Raw genomic sequence first — 15433 nt, 5'->3', positions numbered from 1 at the left:
TTTTTCTTTATAACAGCACGATGTCATCGGCATGGGCCACTTCTATGTTCTGTGCTTTGTGTTGGGTATCGAGTGTGTCTGAAGCAATTTTAGCCCTGCCCACGGCGATGGCGATATTGTCTTCGTTCACAATTTCAATGACTTCCCCGCATTCAAACTTCTCCAGTACGGCCTGCACGCCTACGGCGAGGAGGCTGTGACGCTTTTCCAGTGCTTGTTGTGCGCCGGCGTCAATCCGGATCCTGCCGGTAACCAGGCTGCCGCTGGCCAGCCATTTCTTGCGGGCAGGCATGCTGCAGGGCTGTGGCAGGCACAAGGTACCTGTTTTGCCGGCAATAGCATTGAGAATGCCATCTTCTGTCCGGATCCCAAAAATAACGACCCTGATGCCCATCCGGGTGGCGAGGCGGGCGAAGGTGAGCTTGGATACCATGCCACCTAAGCCGAGACTGGATTTTTCTTTATCGGCCAGCCCCAGGGCTGCTTTGTCAATAACATCTATTTGTGGTACTACCTGCCCGGACCTGTCCAATACGCCGGCTACAGAGGTGCTGAACAACAGCAGCGATGCGCCAAAACCCACGGCTATCAGCGTGGCCAGCTCGTCGTTATCAGAAAATTTCAGTTCCAGGCTGCTCACCACATCGTTTTCATTGGCAATGGGGATGATGTTGCTCGCCCATAGTTCCTCATAGGTACGCTTTAACTGGAGGAACTGGTTCCTGTCGGAAAAATGCTGGCGTTCACAAAGGCTCTGCGCTACCGCAATACTATAAGGGGCAAAATAACGGCTGTATTTATTCAATAATAACGGATTCCCCACGGCTGCCGCGGCTTTGCGCTCACTGATGGTGCCGTTGTAATGACGTAAGAACTGTTTGCCCGCGGCCACGGCCCCGGATGAAACCAGTACAATATGATAATCTGCATGTAACTCTGCTACCTGCCGCGCTATACCGGCAATTACGGTTTCGTCGAGGTCACCATTCTGATGGGTGATCGACGCTGTTCCAAATTTTATAACTAATATCGGTTTACTCAATTTCTGCTCTATTTGGAGCCTAAAATAATATTAAGGTGGCGAAATTCTAAATGCATAATTTATTCCGGATACCGGAAAAGCCTTAATTTGACTCCTTACATTGATTTAACTCGCTATATGATAAAGTTTATCGCCATGTTTATAACAGCCACTATGGCTGTTTCTGTTATTTATCTCCCAGCGGCCAACGGCCAGCAAACACTCCGTCAGCAAATTGCCGGTATCGCCGGAAATATCTCTGGAAAAGTTGGCGTATATGCGGAAATCCTGGAAACCGGGGACACTGTTTCTTTTAACCGTGATCAGCATTTCCCTATGCAGAGTGTGTATAAATTTCCGATCGCCATGGCGATGCTCCACCAGGTTGACCAGCACAAATTCCGCTTGGATCAGCCTATACACGTAACAAAAGACGACCTGATTGGACCGAGAGGAGTAAGCCCGGTGCGGGATCAGCATCCGGAAGGGAATTTTGATATGCCGCTGGCAGAACTGATCGATTATAATATCCGCGCCAGCGACGGCAGCGCCTGTGATGTGCTGCTGCGCTTATTGGGCGGCACCGGCAAAGCAAACGCATATGTGCACAACCTTGGCGTAAAACAGATCGCGATTGCCACCACGGAAAAAGTGCAGGTGCCCAGTGAAATGATACAGTATAAGAACTGGTCCACACCCATGGCCATGACACAGTTGCTGAAAATATTTTACCGGGATCCTGTGTTGTCCGACAGCAGCAGGAACTACCTGATGCACCTGATGGTGACCTCCAGACCCGGTGCTAAAAGATTAAAAGGGCTGCTGCCGGCGGGCACGGTGGTGGCGCATAAAACCGGTACTTCGTGGACTACAAACGGGTTAACCCGCGCCACTAATGATGCAGGTATTATTACCCTGCCAAACGGGCATCATCTGGCTATTACAGTATTTGTGTCTGATGCAAAAGCCAGCGAAGAAGGGCGGGAGGGCACCATTGCTAAAATTGCAAAGGCGGCATACGATCATTGGAACAAATAAAAGGAAACAGGCAGTTTCAAAAACGAAACTGCCTGCCGGAAATTATTTCATGTATTTCTTGTATTCGTTTTCAATATCCATGACATCTATTTTGTGGAGTTGATCACCATCAAATAACCACATTTCCCAATTGTATTTAACATCACTTAAATTGAGCGTAGCCGGATTTCCTTTGGCAGAATGAAAACTGATTTTGCCGCCGGCAGGTTCAATAATTTTTACACCTTTTCCTTCCAGGAAAGCGCGTGCATCGGTCATGTAATTCTGGTAATCTTCATTGATGGTATAAAATGCTTCTTCCCCGTTATCTTTTTTCAGATGTTCCAGTTGAATGCTATCTGGCGTATGAAGTATAGCGCAGGGGCGTGTAATCTGACTGTCACTTTCTGTTACGGTTTGCACGGGTGGCGCCGCATCTGTTGAAACTTTTTCTTCCGGTATTTTACTTTCCTGGCAGGCATAAAAAATAAAAAACGCTGCAGACAAGATAAAGTAGTTTTTCATGGTTTTCATAGCAATAGTTGTTTGGCATATTTGTTACACCTTACAGCAGTGTAATGGCATAAAGATAGTATAAAATATACCCCGTGCAACTACTGCGATATGTTCATACATGGATAATCTATCAGTCCTTCTGCTCCACCTTGATAGAAAGTGTTTTTATCGCCTGGCGCCAGTGGATGCTGATGTTTGAAACGTTCTGGCAGATCAGGATTAGAGATAAATGGCCGTCCGAATGCAATAAGATCTGCTTCATTTCGCTGCAGTGCTTTTTCTGCATTGTCTGCTGTAAAACCACCTGCCAGGATCAGCCAGTTTTTAAACTGCTGGCGTAGTAAACCGATATAATTTGAAGGTATTGGTAAACTACCGTTGGTAGATTGATCAGAGAGATGAATATAGCGTATATCCATCTGGTTTAGTTTCGGGATCAGGTACAAATGAGTAGCTGTTTCTTCATCGTATAATGGTAAGTTATTGTGTGCCGCAAAAGGAGAGAAGCGGATACCTACCCGGTGTGCTCCGGCAATATCAATGGTACCTTGAACGATCTCCAGTAAAAAGCGATTTCTGTTTTCAATGCTGCCGCCATATTTATCCGTGCGTCTGTTGGTATGTGGATGCATAAATTGCTCAATGAGATAACCATGTGCAGCATGCACTTCTATGCCGTCGAAGCCTGCAGCGATGGTATTTTCTGCTGCTTTGAGGTGCAACCTGATCATTTCTTCTACCGCTGTAGTGCTCATGGCTTCAGGAACGGGCATGGGCATGGGGCCTTGTACGGTGGTTATACTGCCATTGGCAGCTATTGCTGATGGCGCCAGCAAAGGCCCGCCACCGGGGAGATTCAGCGGATGACCAATTCTTCCGCTATGTACAAGCTGGAGGAATATGGTACCGCCTTTTTCATGAACGGCATCCGTTACTTTTTTCCATGCAGCTATTTGCTCGTTGTTGTAAATGCCAGGCAAGCGGTAGTAGCCCACCCCATTGGGGCTTATAGCGGTACTTTCTGCTATGATAAGTCCTGCGCCTGCACGCTGGCTGTAATACGTGGCCACCATATCATCGGGTACGCTGTTGGTAGCTCTTCTTCTGCTCATAGGCGCCATCACGATTCTGTTGTTTAATGTGAATGTGTTTGAGGTAACCGGTTCCAGTAATTTCATTGCTATCTTTTTTATAGCACAAAATTAAGTGTGCGTGTAAACATGGAACAGGTAGAATCCGGGGTGATTATTGTAATTTTGCAGGTTATGGGAGAAAGAAAAATTTATATACGCCGTTTGAATTGTTCCAGGCAGATATGTCGGACTGGGATCCGCAGCCGAAGGTGTATTTCTTTTTTGAGCTCATTCATATCCGCGAAGGCAGCGGGTTTCGTACGGTGAACGACAACCGGTTCCCTTATCATAAAGGCAGCCTGTTTTTATTTACCCCGCGTGATTGCCGCGGATTCGAGGAAGAAACGCCTACTAAATTTGTATCGGTCCGCTTTTCCGAGATGTTTGTAGGCATGTCTCATTCCGCGCCTGAAAAAGCACGGCTGGGAGAATGGCTCCGGCAACTGGAGTACCTGTTTTTTTATCACAACCGGCAGGAGCAGTTATTGATCAGCCAGGAGGATGATTGCAAAATGATTATGGCGCTCATCTGTAATATGATGGATGAATATGAGAAGAAGCCGCCTTATTACCAGCAAAACCTGCAGCATTATGTAAGTTTGTTGTTGAACATAGTAGCACGGAATGTGGCGGAAGATATAAATATAGATGGTACTGACAACGCTACTCCTTTGATCAGCCGGATGATAGGGTATATCCGGCAGCATATTTATTACCCTGATATGCTGAAGCAGGAGTACCTGGCGAAACAATTCAATCTTTCCCCACACTATATCGGGGAGTTTTTCCGGAAGCAAACGGGGGAGAGCCTGCAACAATTCATTATTCATCACAAACTCAACCTGGTGCAGCTGCGGGTGAGCTATAGCGACCTCACCATTGCGGAAATCGCCGATGAGCTGGGCTTTACAGACGAAAGCCATATGAGCCGGCTCTTTAAAAAGTATTACGGGGTTACCCCCGCAGCCTACCGGAAAGAGCAAATCCAGGCCAAAAATGAAGGGGCGGAAAAAAATATTCATCGAAATATTTCGATATTTCAAAAATAGTCTTACTTTTGTGTCATGGATTTAGCAGTTATAGAAAAAGCAGCAAATGCCATCGCCGACAAACATCGATTATCTATTATAATGGAGGTTGTTAAGAAGGGAAAGCTGGTTTGTGGTGATGTGTGTGGGTTTACGTGTTTGTCGCAGCCTACGGTGTCGCATCACGTTAAGATCCTGGTTGATAGTGGCGTACTGCATTCTGTGAAAAATGGAAGATCACTGGAGCTCACGCTCAATAAAGAGATGATGAAACAGTTGTCTATGTTCTTTTTACAATTAAGTTAGGTACAAAACGGGCTGAGGTGCTACCGGGCGGGTAACCAACAGCTTTTTTTATACTTATATATATTGATACTTTTAAATTAATGGATTGATAGAGAAAGATTTTCTCTTTTTTTTGGAGATTAAACATTGATAAACTTAAATAAATCGATAGAATGGATCAGTTACGAAATAAAACAGCTGTCATCACGGGCGGTAACAGCGGTATAGGATATGCTACAGCAGCAGATTTTTTGGCGAAAGGAGCAAAGGTATTAATAACAGGACGCAAACCGGAGGCCGTACAGCAGGCCGCCACAGCGTTAGGAGGAGAGATAGATAGTTTTATCGCGGACCAGGGCATCACCGCCGATTCACAAAAATTAGCGGAGTATGTGCGTGACCGTTATGGCAAAATAGACGTCTTATTTGTAAATGCGGGCGTAGCGGCGTTCGAGTCAGTTGCTGATGTATCGGAAGCTTCTTTCGACACGATCATGAACATTAACCTGAAGGGCGCCTTCTTCACCGTGCAGCATTTGCTGCCGCTGATCAACGACGGTGGCACCATCATTTTATTGTCTTCCGTAAATGCTTACTCCGGTATGCCGGGAGCATCCGTGTACAGCGCCAGCAAGGCAGGTTTAAACTCATTGGGACGCACCTTATCAAGAGAACTGGCTTCCAGGAAGATCCGGGTAAATATTGTAAACCCCGGCCCCGTGGCTACGCCTATCTTTGAAAAATCAGGTATTCCAAAAGAAGCGGTCAATGAAGAACAAATGGCCAAATCATTACCGATAGGCAGAATAGGACAACCGGAAGAAATTGCAAAACTGGTTTCCTTCCTCGCATCAGACGACGCATCATTTATCACAGGTGCAGAGTACAATATCGACGGAGGTATCAGTGTTCATCCATTAATCGGTTAACCTCAAACAAACATCATTCATGTCATCTCTGAAGGATAAAATAGTTGTTATCACAGGTGGTAACAGCGGTATAGGATACGCAACAGCAAAGGCATTTTTAGCAAAAGGAGCAAAGGTTTTGATAACAGGTCGTCAGCCTGGCGCGGTACAAAAGGCCGTACACGCATTGGGCCACCCTGCAGAAGGTTTTAAAGCGGATCAGTCAGACATGAATGATATACGGCGCCTGTATGATTACCTGCAGGGCCGTTTCGGGAAAATAGATTCCTTATTTGTAAATGCTGGCGTGGCGAAATTAGCACCGTTTGAAACGGTAACAGAGGCACTATACGATGAATTAATGAACATTAACTTCAAAGGTGCTTATTTCACCATCCAGCAATTACTTCCCCTCATCAGCGATGGTGGCTCTATCACGCTGCTGTCGGCCCTGAATGCATATTCAGGAACACCCAATGCTACCGTACTATCTGCCAGTAAAGCAGCACTGAACTCATTGGGCAGAACATTATCGAGGGAGTTAGCGGCAAGGAAAATACGGGTTAACACGGTGAACCCCGGTATTATCAGCACGCCGCTATTGGAAAAAGCAGGATTACCGGATGAAGCCAGAACACACCTGAGCAGTATCACGCCGCTGGGCAGACTGGGGCAACCGGAAGATATTGCCGGCCTGGTTACTTTCCTGGCATCCGACAATGCTTCGTTTATTACAGGTGCAGAATACAATGTAGACGGCGGCCTTATGGTGCACCCGTTGATCGCTTAATAAATGATCCTGGCGTTGCAGTGTGCAGCATTGTGTAAATGCTGCACCGGCAGCAAGGACTGGCGGAATTTGTCTTGGAACACTGATTACACTGATTATACTGATTTATCATTTCTGATTTTATTTTTTAGAAAATGGAAGATAAAGAGAGGTACCAGCATATAATTTAAATCAGTATCAAAATTGAAAAAATAACATCCCGAAAATCAGCATAATCAGTGTAATCAGCGTCCCAAGACAAAATCCTCTTTTAAGACAAAATTCTTGTTGATTTACAGTTAACGGTTGTTTAGGATGTTTGCGAACCCCATTGGTTGCCTGCCGGATGCCGCTTGCTATACGGGTATCTGGCAGCAACTTTAAAAACTTTAAGTTGTAGGTTTAACAGCGGCCGGAATAATCTTATTCCGGTCTTCGCTTTTTTAGCTCATCTTCCGGATCAGTTTCCCCAGCGTTTTCAATCCGTCATCCACCTGCTTGCTCCATACCGGACCAAAACTGATACGTAAACAGTTGTTGTATTTATTCTGTAAAGAAAAGATCCTGCCGGGGCAGAAGCTGATCTTATGTTTCAGCGCCTGTTGAAATAATTCAAATGTATTAATGGATTCGTCCAGTTCTACCCATAGCACACAGCCACCCTGCGGCCGGGATATACGGGTACTTTCCGGGAAGTATTCGCTGATTGCCTGGGAATACCGTAAACACTGGGTGTGCAGCACCTTCCGCAAATTGCGGAGGTGGAATTCGTACCGGCCTATCTCCAGGAAATGCCCCACCGCGGCTTGTGGCAGCGATGCGCAGGCGATAGAGTGGTTCTGTTTCATTAGCAGCACCTTTTCCTTGTATTTTCCGGGCAACGTCCAGCCAACGCGGTAGCCTGGCGCCAGCGATTTGGAAAAGGAATTGCACAGCAATACATGACCGTATTTATCAAACGTTTTGCAATTTGCAGGACGCTGTTTCGTAAAATACAGGTCGCCGTAAATATCATCTTCTATCAACGCTATATCATACTTCACCATCATGTCTACCAGCGCCTTTTTATTTTTGTCCGGCATACAGGAACCAAGGGGGTTGTTGTAGTTGGTTACAAACAGGCAGGCTTTGATTTTATGACGCGGAATGGCTTTGTCGAGATAATCCAGATCAATGCCGGAAACCGGGTGGGTAGGTACTTCCAGCACTTTTAACCCAAGGCTTTCCGCCAGCTGCATAGACCCATAGTACGCAGGGCTTTCAATGGCAATGGTGTCGCCGGGGCGTGTTACAGCCGACAGGCACAAAGTCAGCGCATCCATACAGCCACTCGTAGTGATAATATCATCTTCCGTATAGGCGCCGCCCCAGGCAAGCGACATCCGGGCTATTTGTCCGCGCAGCAGCTTATTGCCCTGTAACTCCTCGTACCCGATCCCGTTGTTAGGCAGGTTCCGCAGCGCATGCACCACTGCCTTCGCCATTTTGGCGGCCGGCATCAATCCCGGCGGAGGCGTAGCCACCGAAAAGTTCAGGATGTTCGGGTTCCGCATATGACTGAACACTTCCATCACCATATCACTCACAGTGGCTTCGCTGGCTTTTTTTACCGGCGAACAGGTGCCCGGCATAGCAGGCATGCGCCTCGAATTAAAGCGGATATAGTAACCGGATTTTGGCCTGGACTCAATCAGCCCCTTCGCCTCCAGGTGATAGTACGCCTGGAAAGCCGTGGTTAAACTGATTCCCTGCTGCTTGCTGAGCATCCGCACAGACGGGAGTTTTTCCCCGATTTTCATCACATCTTTTTCTATCAGCTGTTCAATATTATCAGCTACCTGCAGGTACAGGTGATCGGCAGTTTTTATCATGGCAATGTTGATCTGATCTGGTCAAAAGTACAAAAATTAAATCTGTGCGGATTTTGTCTTGGCTCAGGATTACGCTGATTTTACTGATTAGCTGGATTTTTACTTTTGGATTTTATAAAGGATTAAGGGAGATAGCAGCGGATATATTCGCTTTTATCTCCCTTAATTAATATTATAAGAAAATCAAAAAATCTAAAAAAATCCAAAAAGTAAAAATCCAGCTAATCAGTAAAATCAGCGTAATCCTGAGCCAAGACAAAATCCGCGGCGATCGTGCCTTCCCATTAGCCGGCCCAATGTTTGAATAGCCCACTCCTGGTCGTCGCTCCAGGGGTTGGAGTTGGTCAGGCGGAGGCAGTTCTGGTAGCGGTCCTGGCTTGAAAAGAGGGCGCCGGGTGTAAATGTGATCCCTTGCTCCACGGCCTCTTCGTGTAGCTTCCATGTGTTGATTTTGGGGGAAAGTACCACCCATAAACTGATGCCGCCGTTGGGGCGCGTCAGTTGTGTATCTTCCGGGAAATATTCCTGTATTGCTTTCGTGATCTGCATGGTTTGCATGTTCAGCGATTGCCGCAGGGATTTCAGGTGAAGGTCCAGTCGCTGCTGGTCCAGGAATTTGCTCAGTACTAATTGCGGCAACATGCTGGTGCCGCCGGAAGTAATGAACTTCAGCTGTGCTATTTTTTCCTGGTAACGGCCGCCAATCACCCAGCCTATGCGGAGGCCTGCAGCAATGGATTTTGAAAAGGATGAACAGTAAAGCACCAGCCCTTCTTCATCATAGGATTTTACGGTTCTTGGCCGCTCCGGTGCAAAATGCAGATCGCCGTACACATCATCTTCTATCAGTGGCACCTGGTATTTTTTCAGGAGTTTCGCCAGTTGTTCCTTGCTGTTGTCGGGGATACAACAGCCCATGGGGTTGTTGTAGTTGCTTACAAAAAGACAGGCCCGTACCTTCTTTTGTTTGAAAGCGTCTTCCAGTTTACTGAGGCTTACACCGGTTACCGGGTCGGTGGGTATTTCCAACGCTTTCATGCCCAGGCTTTCAATGGCCATCAGCAACCCGAAGAATGTAGGCGATTCAATGGCAATAGTGTCGCCGGCTTTGGCTACAGCGCGCAGGCAAAGACTGGCGGCTTCCATAGCGCCGTTGGTAACAATAATATCCTGCGGTGATACGGCCCGGCCCCAGTTGAGGCAATGCCTGGCAATGTGTTTCCGGAAAGGTTCATGACCATAAACATCACCGTACGGAATGTAGGAAGGATCCAATTCCCGCGCTACCAGCTGCAGCGCTTTCTTTAGCTTTACATCCGGCAGCAGCGATACATCCGGCAGGGCGCCTATCAGCGAAATGGTTTTATGCGATTCACTGGTTTTCCGGAACATGGCCAGCTTTTCATTGATCTCCACTTTCAGCGCAGTAGGTACTGGATCTGTTACCGGCGGCAGTTCAGGACGCAGCTTTTTTGAATAGTGTACAAAGTATCCTGATTTTTCTCGGGAGGCCACCCAGCCCTTTTTCTCCAGGTGGTTGTATACCTGCAGGGCAGTACTGATGCTGATGCCATGCTCCTGGTGCAGGGATCTTACAGAAGGGAGTTTGTCGCCCACCGCATATACGCCTTCACTGATCATATGCTGGATCTTTTCAGCCAGCTGAAGATATATAAACCCGTTGTTCTTTTTCATCTTTCCAAAGTTAATCTGTTATGGTTTAATATCGATAATTCTGTATCTGTTTTGGTGGTGTTTTTTGCCGTTAATTTGTAACCTTAAACTGATACGCATGACTGTTGTTAAACAAATTGCACAAACGCTGGTACAACTCTGCAGGGCATGGCAGTTTCCGGAAGCGCAGGCCACCCTGTTTCATGAAAACGCGGTGAACCTGGAGCCGGATGGCCGCACCACTACGGGGTTACCGGCTATCATGGCAAAGGAACAGGCGTTCCTCGACAGCATCACGGAAAGGCACCTGCTGGAAATCTCCGATCCGGTTGTGGCAGATGATTATTTCGCCATACAGTTACTGATGGATGTAACAGTCAATGGCATTGGCCGCCGCATGAGAAATGAACTTTGTATCTATAAAGTACGTGACGGTAAAATTATCAGCGAGCAGTTCTTCTACTAAATCATCTTAAAAAAATATAATTATGGAAGCAAGAATGGACGTGTACAAACTCCTGCCCGGCGCATTTAACGCTATGATGGGATTACAGACATTTGTTAATGAAAGCGGTCTTGATAAAACCCTCACAGAACTGATTAAAATCCGCGCCTCACAGATCAATGGCTGCGCTTTCTGCCTGAATATGCATACCAAGGAAGCCCGGCAGATGGGAGAAACGGAGCAACGCATTTACGCGCTTCCCGCCTGGGAGGAATCGCCTTACTATACGGAGAAGGAGCGTGCAGCCCTCGCACTTACCGAAGCGGTTACGCTGATAAGTACTTCCCGTGTACCGGACGAAGTATACAAAGCTGCGCAGGCGGTTTTTACACAACAGGAAATTGCCACGATCACGATGGCTATTGTGGCCATTAATTCCTGGAACCGCATTGCGATCACTTCCAGGACATTGCCACAGGACTGACTGTACCCGTCATTACCAGGGCGCCTCCGGCTGAAGCATTAGTTGGAGGCGCCTTCGTGAATATATATTATCTTCCTGGCGGGTAATTTTATATTGGATATGTTTAATAAGATAGCGCCTGATAAGTGGAAGCATTTTTTCGTTGGTATCCCCATGGGGGCTGTGCTTGAAGTGGCTTCGGCAATGATGTTCCCGGGCAGCCCGCTACTGGCAGCCCTTGTGGCCCTGGCAGTGGTCATCGTTATCAGCTACGGCTTTGAGTTGTTTTCATTAATTACCGGCAAAGGGCACTACGACGTAATGGACGCGGTGGCCAGCATTATTGGCGGTATGATAGGTATGTTGCCGGGGGCGCTGGTGTATCTGGCTTAGTCCCACCAAATCCGCAAGAATCCGTAAATCAAAGATGCCCGCTTTCCGTATTTTCGCGACATGGCTTTGCAGAAAATAATGATCCCCATCAATGACCCGGCGCATTTCTCCTTTGAAGAATGCCTGCGTTTCCTGGGAAGATCGGATAAAGAATGTTTGCATTATATACACCAGGGAAAGGTGCGGCGTATGCTGTTGTCGGAAGGGGAGCCTGTAGTAGTGGAAATTGCGCCTGGTTCAAAGAAAGACTTCCTGGAAGCCACCATACTGGCGCCTGCCGGCGAAGCAGTGGCAGAAGCGCCCATTATCAGGTATATCACGCATTGGTGGCACCTGGATGCCAATCTGCAACCGTTTTACCAGTATACACAAACAGACCCGCTCTTAAAAGGGCTCGCAGAAAAATACAATGGCCTGCGCCTCATAGGTATGCCCGACCTTTTTGAAGCCATCACCTGGCCGGTAATAGGTCAGCAGATAAACCTCGCCTTCGCCTATACGCTGCGGCAGCGGTTTATCCGGCAGTTTGGCTATCATGTGGTAGTAGACAACACCGATTTTTATTTATACCCGCATCCAAAGGTGATAGCTGCATTAACTCCTGACCAGCTTACACCCATGCAGTTTTCGCGTAGCAAAGCATTATACCTTGTGGAAACCGCCAGGCAAATGGCCAGCGGCGCGCTCAGCGAGGCCAGGCTGGATACCATGAGCTATGAGGCCGCGCGTGAAAGCCTGGTAGCGATGAAGGGAATCGGTAACTGGTCGGCCAACTATGCGTTGATGAAGTACCGCCGTTTTCCGCAATCTGTTTTATTGGAAGATGTTGGATTGCAGAATGCAATAAAAAATAGATTAAATTTGGAAGCCAAGCCTTCTATGCCAGCGTTACAGGAGTATACAAAACCGTGGAAGGAGTATGCAGCGTATGCCACTTTTTATTTGTGGAGATCATTATTACCCCAATAGATTAATTTCATGGAAGACGGATTGTATCATCTACGTATAGACTCCCCCGTTGGACCGCTGCTGATCAGTGGTACCGCACACGTTATAACTGCTGTTTCTTTTACAGATCAACCCGCGGTGGATTTTCCCCAGGCGCCCGCACTACTGCTGGATTGCGCGCAACAGCTGTATGAGTATTTCGCGGGCGACCGTAAAGTTTTTGACCTGCCTATTGCCCAGGAAGGAACCGCGTTTCAACAAACGGTGTGGCAACAACTAATTGCTATTCCATTCGGACAAACCATTTCTTACCAGCAACTCGCCCGCAGGATACATAATCCCAAAAGCATCCGCGCAGTGGGCACTACCAACGGTAAAAACAAACTGGCCATCATTGTGCCCTGTCACCGTGTAATTGGCAGCAATGGCACACTCACGGGTTATGCCGGTGGCCTCTGGCGCAAACGCTGGCTCCTGGAGCATGAGCGCACTGATTTATTTACCGGTTTGTTCTGATAAATCTGATATGGTCGATATTTCTAAAACTGGATCTGTTTTCAGATAATAATTTATCGCAATTTTGTTCCTGCATTACCACCCGAAAATTCTCATCAACAACGAGTAATCATGGAATTGAAATTGCAGGAAGACCTTAAACATACAGATCAGTTATTGCAGTTAACCAAAGATTTCAGCAGCAGGTTTTTATCCGCAATAGATAAACTGGCAGCCGATAAAAAGGTGGACATCAACAGCCGTGTATCCGTTCCCGGTACAGGGTTAGGTGGGGCGGCTGCGTTGGAAGCTTTCCGGCAACAATATGGCAACAGCATTACCGCAGCCGCAGGGCCGCGCTACTGGGGCTTTGTAACCGGCGGCGTTACGCCTGCCGCACTGATGGGCGATTGGCTGGCCGCTGCGATGGATCTTAATTCTTCTGACAAAAGTTCAGTTGCCTATTATATTGAAACGGAAACCATTGCTTTACTGAAAGAATTATTCGGATTGCCAGAAGCATTTTTGGGATGCTTTGTTTCCGGCGCTACCATGTCCAACTTCACCGGCCTGGCTACCGGCCGGCAATGGGTGGGATTGCAGCATGGGATAGACATTGCCGCGGATGGCGTAGCCGCGCTCCCCGGATTAAAAGTAGTATCTGCCGTACCACATTCCAGTATCGGTAAAGCCATCTCCATGATCGGCATAGGACGCAATCACCTGGTGCGTGTTCCCGCATTGCCTGGTCGTGAAAGTGCAGACATTGCGGCGCTGAAAGAATATCTCGAAGCACATAAAGGAACTCCTATTATTTACGTGGCCAACGCAGGCACCGTGAATACCGTTGATTTTGATGATATCGCCGCACTGGTGCAACTGAAAAAGGAATATGGCTTCTGGCTGCATGTGGATGCCGCTTTCGGCGGATTCGCTGCCTGCAGCGATCAGTGGAAACACCTGCTGAATGGATGGGAAGAGGCAGACAGTATCACCATCGACGCGCATAAATGGCTGAATGTACCATATGATGCCGCGATGATATTTTGCAGGCACCCGCAGTTGCAATCGGCTGTGTTTCAGAACGCGGGCGCCGCTTACTTAGGCGATCCGGCAACCCAATTTAATTTCATTAATCATATTCCTGAAAACTCGCGCCGTCAGCGCGCTTTACCGGCCTGGTTTTCTTTGATGGCCTACGGAAAGGAAGGCTACCGCTGGATCGTTGAAAATAATATTTCACTGGCCAAACAATTGGGCAGCCTGCTGGAGACAGACCCCAATTTTGTGTTGTTGTCGCCGGTAAGGCTTTGCGTGGTTTGCTTCACGCTGGAAGTTGCGCCGGAAGTAGAAGCAGAAGCGGTACAGGAATTCCTGGATGCGCTGAACGACAGCGGGGTGGTATGTATGACGGCCACGTCGTATGCCGGCCGGCAGGCCATCCGCGCGGCATTGGTGAACTGGCGTACCAGCGGAAAAGATGTATTGATGGCCTATGACACCATGAAAGTACTGGCGGAGAAAATAGTGAATAAATATACTTATGCGTAAATCAAATACAAATGCTTACATCGCGCTTGCCATTGTAAGTATTTTCTGGGGAACCACTTACCTGGCATCCAGCGTGGGCGTAAGACACATGCACGGAGTGATGCTGGCAGGCATAAGACAGGCGGCAGCCGGATTCCTGATCACCGGATTTTTTTTACTGAAGGGATATAAGTTACCGGGAAAAATAGTGTTGTCGAAATTATTTGTCATTGGTACACTCATGTTATGCGGTGGTAACGGTTTACTTACCTGGGCGCTGAGGTATATTCCCAGCGGACTGGGAGCGATCATTGCGGCCACCATTCCTATCTGGATCACCATTGCCAGTTATTTCCTGGTACAACGTACCCGGCTTAGTTTGCAGCTCATCATTGGTATGATCCTGGGCTTTGGCGGTGTAGCGGGCATCTTCTATAATTATTTATCAAGTCTTATGAACCCGGATTTCCAGTTCGGAATCATCATTGGTTTCATTTCCTGTATATTCTGGGCATTGGGATCTGTACTCACTGCCAAGTGGTCGCTGGGCGTGAATTACCTGTATGGCGCAGGATTCCAGATGTTTTTCAGCGGAATCATCATGTTGCTGGTAGCAACTTTTTTCCTGGGACAGCACGTGGAAGTAGAAAGTTTTACGACTGAATTGTGGGAAAGCCTGTTGTACCTGGTACTGGTAGGTTCGGTGTTTTCGTATTCTGCTTATGTGTTTGCGTTGAATAATCTTCCGCCTGCACAGGTATCTATTTATGCTTACATCAATCCCGTGGTAGCGGTGTTGCTGGGATGGCTCATCCTGCATGAAAGCCTTACCTGGTTAACGGGTGTATGTTCCCTGATCACTATTGGCGGCGTGTACCTGGTAAACAGTGCGGTGAATAAAAGTAAGAAAAGTCTTGCAGCGACTGCAAAATAATAA

Annotated in this window: 17 protein-coding genes; 12 read left to right on the top strand and 5 right to left on the bottom strand. The window is 47.5% G+C overall.

Translation table 11 applies throughout. The features are described from left to right. Positions 1-7: 7 nt before the first annotated feature. Positions 8-1042 carry a glutamate 5-kinase gene (proB, locus tag QFZ51_RS25360; protein WP_429050225.1) on the bottom strand — a complete coding sequence of 345 codons (1035 nt, stop codon included), beginning with the start codon at positions 1040-1042 and terminating at the stop codon, positions 8-10. A gap of 117 nt (positions 1043-1159) precedes the next feature. On the opposite strand from proB, the gene bla reads away from it, so the two are divergent. Then, on the top strand, positions 1160-2059 hold the full coding sequence (gene bla, locus QFZ51_RS25355) for a class A beta-lactamase (RefSeq protein ID WP_429050223.1): 900 nt from the start codon (positions 1160-1162) through the stop codon (positions 2057-2059). Between the two features lie 42 nt (positions 2060-2101). Here bla and QFZ51_RS25350 read toward each other — a convergent pair whose 3' ends face one another. Further along, positions 2102-2572 (bottom strand): hypothetical protein, encoded by a 471-nt coding sequence (locus QFZ51_RS25350; RefSeq protein ID WP_429050221.1) that lies wholly within the window; start codon positions 2570-2572, stop codon positions 2102-2104. Between the two features lie 80 nt (positions 2573-2652). Further along, the gene (locus QFZ51_RS25345) at positions 2653-3732 is read right to left on the bottom strand and encodes an alkene reductase (protein WP_429050220.1); all 1080 of its coding nucleotides are present in this window, start codon (positions 3730-3732) and stop codon (positions 2653-2655) included. 137 nt (positions 3733-3869) lie between these two features. Here QFZ51_RS25345 and QFZ51_RS25340 point away from each other — a divergent pair, with 137 nt between their 5' ends. From QFZ51_RS25340 to QFZ51_RS25325, 4 genes are all read left to right on the top strand, one after another. After that, positions 3870-4736: a helix-turn-helix domain-containing protein gene (locus QFZ51_RS25340; protein WP_429050218.1), complete on the top strand. Its 867-nt coding sequence runs from the start codon at positions 3870-3872 to the stop codon at positions 4734-4736. 15 nt (positions 4737-4751) lie between these two features. Continuing rightward, positions 4752-5021: an ArsR/SmtB family transcription factor gene (locus tag QFZ51_RS25335; RefSeq protein WP_079473476.1), complete on the top strand. Its 270-nt coding sequence runs from the start codon at positions 4752-4754 to the stop codon at positions 5019-5021. 152 nt (positions 5022-5173) lie between these two features. Continuing rightward, positions 5174-5929, top strand: coding sequence for a glucose 1-dehydrogenase (locus QFZ51_RS25330; RefSeq protein WP_429050217.1), 756 nt, complete (start codon positions 5174-5176; stop codon positions 5927-5929). A gap of 19 nt (positions 5930-5948) precedes the next feature. Continuing rightward, positions 5949-6698 carry an SDR family oxidoreductase gene (locus QFZ51_RS25325; RefSeq protein ID WP_429050216.1) on the top strand — a complete coding sequence of 250 codons (750 nt, stop codon included), beginning with the start codon at positions 5949-5951 and terminating at the stop codon, positions 6696-6698. A gap of 422 nt (positions 6699-7120) precedes the next feature. On the opposite strand, the gene QFZ51_RS25320 is transcribed toward QFZ51_RS25325, so the two are convergent. Together QFZ51_RS25320 and QFZ51_RS25315 are read right to left on the bottom strand one after the other, a co-directional pair. Further along, positions 7121-8548 (bottom strand): PLP-dependent aminotransferase family protein, encoded by a 1428-nt coding sequence (locus QFZ51_RS25320; RefSeq protein WP_429050215.1) that lies wholly within the window; start codon positions 8546-8548, stop codon positions 7121-7123. Positions 8549-8782: 234 nt separating this feature from the next. Beyond that, entirely contained in the window at positions 8783-10243 is a 1461-nt protein-coding gene (locus tag QFZ51_RS25315) for a PLP-dependent aminotransferase family protein (RefSeq protein WP_429050213.1), read from the bottom strand. Between the two features lie 97 nt (positions 10244-10340). Between QFZ51_RS25315 and QFZ51_RS25310 the strand changes: the two genes are divergently transcribed. The 7 genes from QFZ51_RS25310 to QFZ51_RS25280 all read left to right on the top strand — a co-directional run bounded on the left by QFZ51_RS25310 (position 10341) and on the right by QFZ51_RS25280 (position 15430). After that, positions 10341-10688, top strand: a complete 348-nt coding sequence (locus tag QFZ51_RS25310) for a SnoaL-like domain-containing protein (RefSeq protein ID WP_429050212.1) — start codon at positions 10341-10343, stop codon at positions 10686-10688. Between the two features lie 22 nt (positions 10689-10710). Then, positions 10711-11151 carry a carboxymuconolactone decarboxylase family protein gene (locus tag QFZ51_RS25305; protein WP_429050210.1) on the top strand — a complete coding sequence of 147 codons (441 nt, stop codon included), beginning with the start codon at positions 10711-10713 and terminating at the stop codon, positions 11149-11151. Between the two features lie 99 nt (positions 11152-11250). Beyond that, positions 11251-11523 (top strand): hypothetical protein, encoded by a 273-nt coding sequence (locus QFZ51_RS25300; protein WP_429050209.1) that lies wholly within the window; start codon positions 11251-11253, stop codon positions 11521-11523. Between the two features lie 60 nt (positions 11524-11583). Then, positions 11584-12492, top strand: a complete 909-nt coding sequence (locus QFZ51_RS25295) for a DNA-3-methyladenine glycosylase family protein (protein WP_429050208.1) — start codon at positions 11584-11586, stop codon at positions 12490-12492. Positions 12493-12501: 9 nt separating this feature from the next. After that, complete coding sequence (locus tag QFZ51_RS25290; RefSeq protein ID WP_429050206.1) at positions 12502-12987, top strand: methylated-DNA--[protein]-cysteine S-methyltransferase; 486 nt, start codon at positions 12502-12504, stop codon at positions 12985-12987. Positions 12988-13098: 111 nt separating this feature from the next. Then, complete coding sequence (locus QFZ51_RS25285) at positions 13099-14517, top strand: pyridoxal phosphate-dependent decarboxylase family protein (protein ID WP_429050204.1); 1419 nt, start codon at positions 13099-13101, stop codon at positions 14515-14517. Next, positions 14510-15430, top strand: coding sequence for an EamA family transporter (locus tag QFZ51_RS25280; protein ID WP_429050202.1), 921 nt, complete (start codon positions 14510-14512; stop codon positions 15428-15430). Before QFZ51_RS25285 ends, QFZ51_RS25280 begins: the two co-directional genes overlap by 8 nt. The last annotated feature ends 3 nt before the right edge of the window (positions 15431-15433 follow it).

Source organism: Chitinophaga sp. W3I9, assembly GCF_050434025.1.
Lineage (GTDB): Bacteria > Bacteroidota > Bacteroidia > Chitinophagales > Chitinophagaceae > Chitinophaga.
The sequence above is the reverse complement of the archived record's forward strand: the minus strand, read 5'-3'. Positions and strand labels throughout refer to the sequence as shown.

Coding starts and splice junctions, on each gene's coding strand:
- QFZ51_RS25295 (WP_429050208.1), top strand. CDS start 11,584: ATGGCTTTGCAGAAAATAATGATCCCCATCAATGACCCGGCGCATTTC.
- QFZ51_RS25330 (WP_429050217.1), top strand. CDS start 5,174: ATGGATCAGTTACGAAATAAAACAGCTGTCATCACGGGCGGTAACAGC.
- QFZ51_RS25315 (WP_429050213.1), bottom strand. CDS start 10,243: ATGAAAAAGAACAACGGGTTTATATATCTTCAGCTGGCTGAAAAGATC.
- QFZ51_RS25305 (WP_429050210.1), top strand. CDS start 10,711: ATGGAAGCAAGAATGGACGTGTACAAACTCCTGCCCGGCGCATTTAAC.
- QFZ51_RS25350 (WP_429050221.1), bottom strand. CDS start 2,572: ATGAAAACCATGAAAAACTACTTTATCTTGTCTGCAGCGTTTTTTATT.
- QFZ51_RS25300 (WP_429050209.1), top strand. CDS start 11,251: ATGTTTAATAAGATAGCGCCTGATAAGTGGAAGCATTTTTTCGTTGGT.
- bla (WP_429050223.1), top strand. CDS start 1,160: ATGATAAAGTTTATCGCCATGTTTATAACAGCCACTATGGCTGTTTCT.
- QFZ51_RS25285 (WP_429050204.1), top strand. CDS start 13,099: ATGGAATTGAAATTGCAGGAAGACCTTAAACATACAGATCAGTTATTG.
- QFZ51_RS25325 (WP_429050216.1), top strand. CDS start 5,949: ATGTCATCTCTGAAGGATAAAATAGTTGTTATCACAGGTGGTAACAGC.
- QFZ51_RS25335 (WP_079473476.1), top strand. CDS start 4,752: ATGGATTTAGCAGTTATAGAAAAAGCAGCAAATGCCATCGCCGACAAA.
- QFZ51_RS25290 (WP_429050206.1), top strand. CDS start 12,502: ATGGAAGACGGATTGTATCATCTACGTATAGACTCCCCCGTTGGACCG.
- QFZ51_RS25345 (WP_429050220.1), bottom strand. CDS start 3,732: ATGAAATTACTGGAACCGGTTACCTCAAACACATTCACATTAAACAAC.
- QFZ51_RS25310 (WP_429050212.1), top strand. CDS start 10,341: ATGACTGTTGTTAAACAAATTGCACAAACGCTGGTACAACTCTGCAGG.
- QFZ51_RS25280 (WP_429050202.1), top strand. CDS start 14,510: ATGCGTAAATCAAATACAAATGCTTACATCGCGCTTGCCATTGTAAGT.
- QFZ51_RS25320 (WP_429050215.1), bottom strand. CDS start 8,548: ATGATAAAAACTGCCGATCACCTGTACCTGCAGGTAGCTGATAATATT.
- QFZ51_RS25340 (WP_429050218.1), top strand. CDS start 3,870: ATGTCGGACTGGGATCCGCAGCCGAAGGTGTATTTCTTTTTTGAGCTC.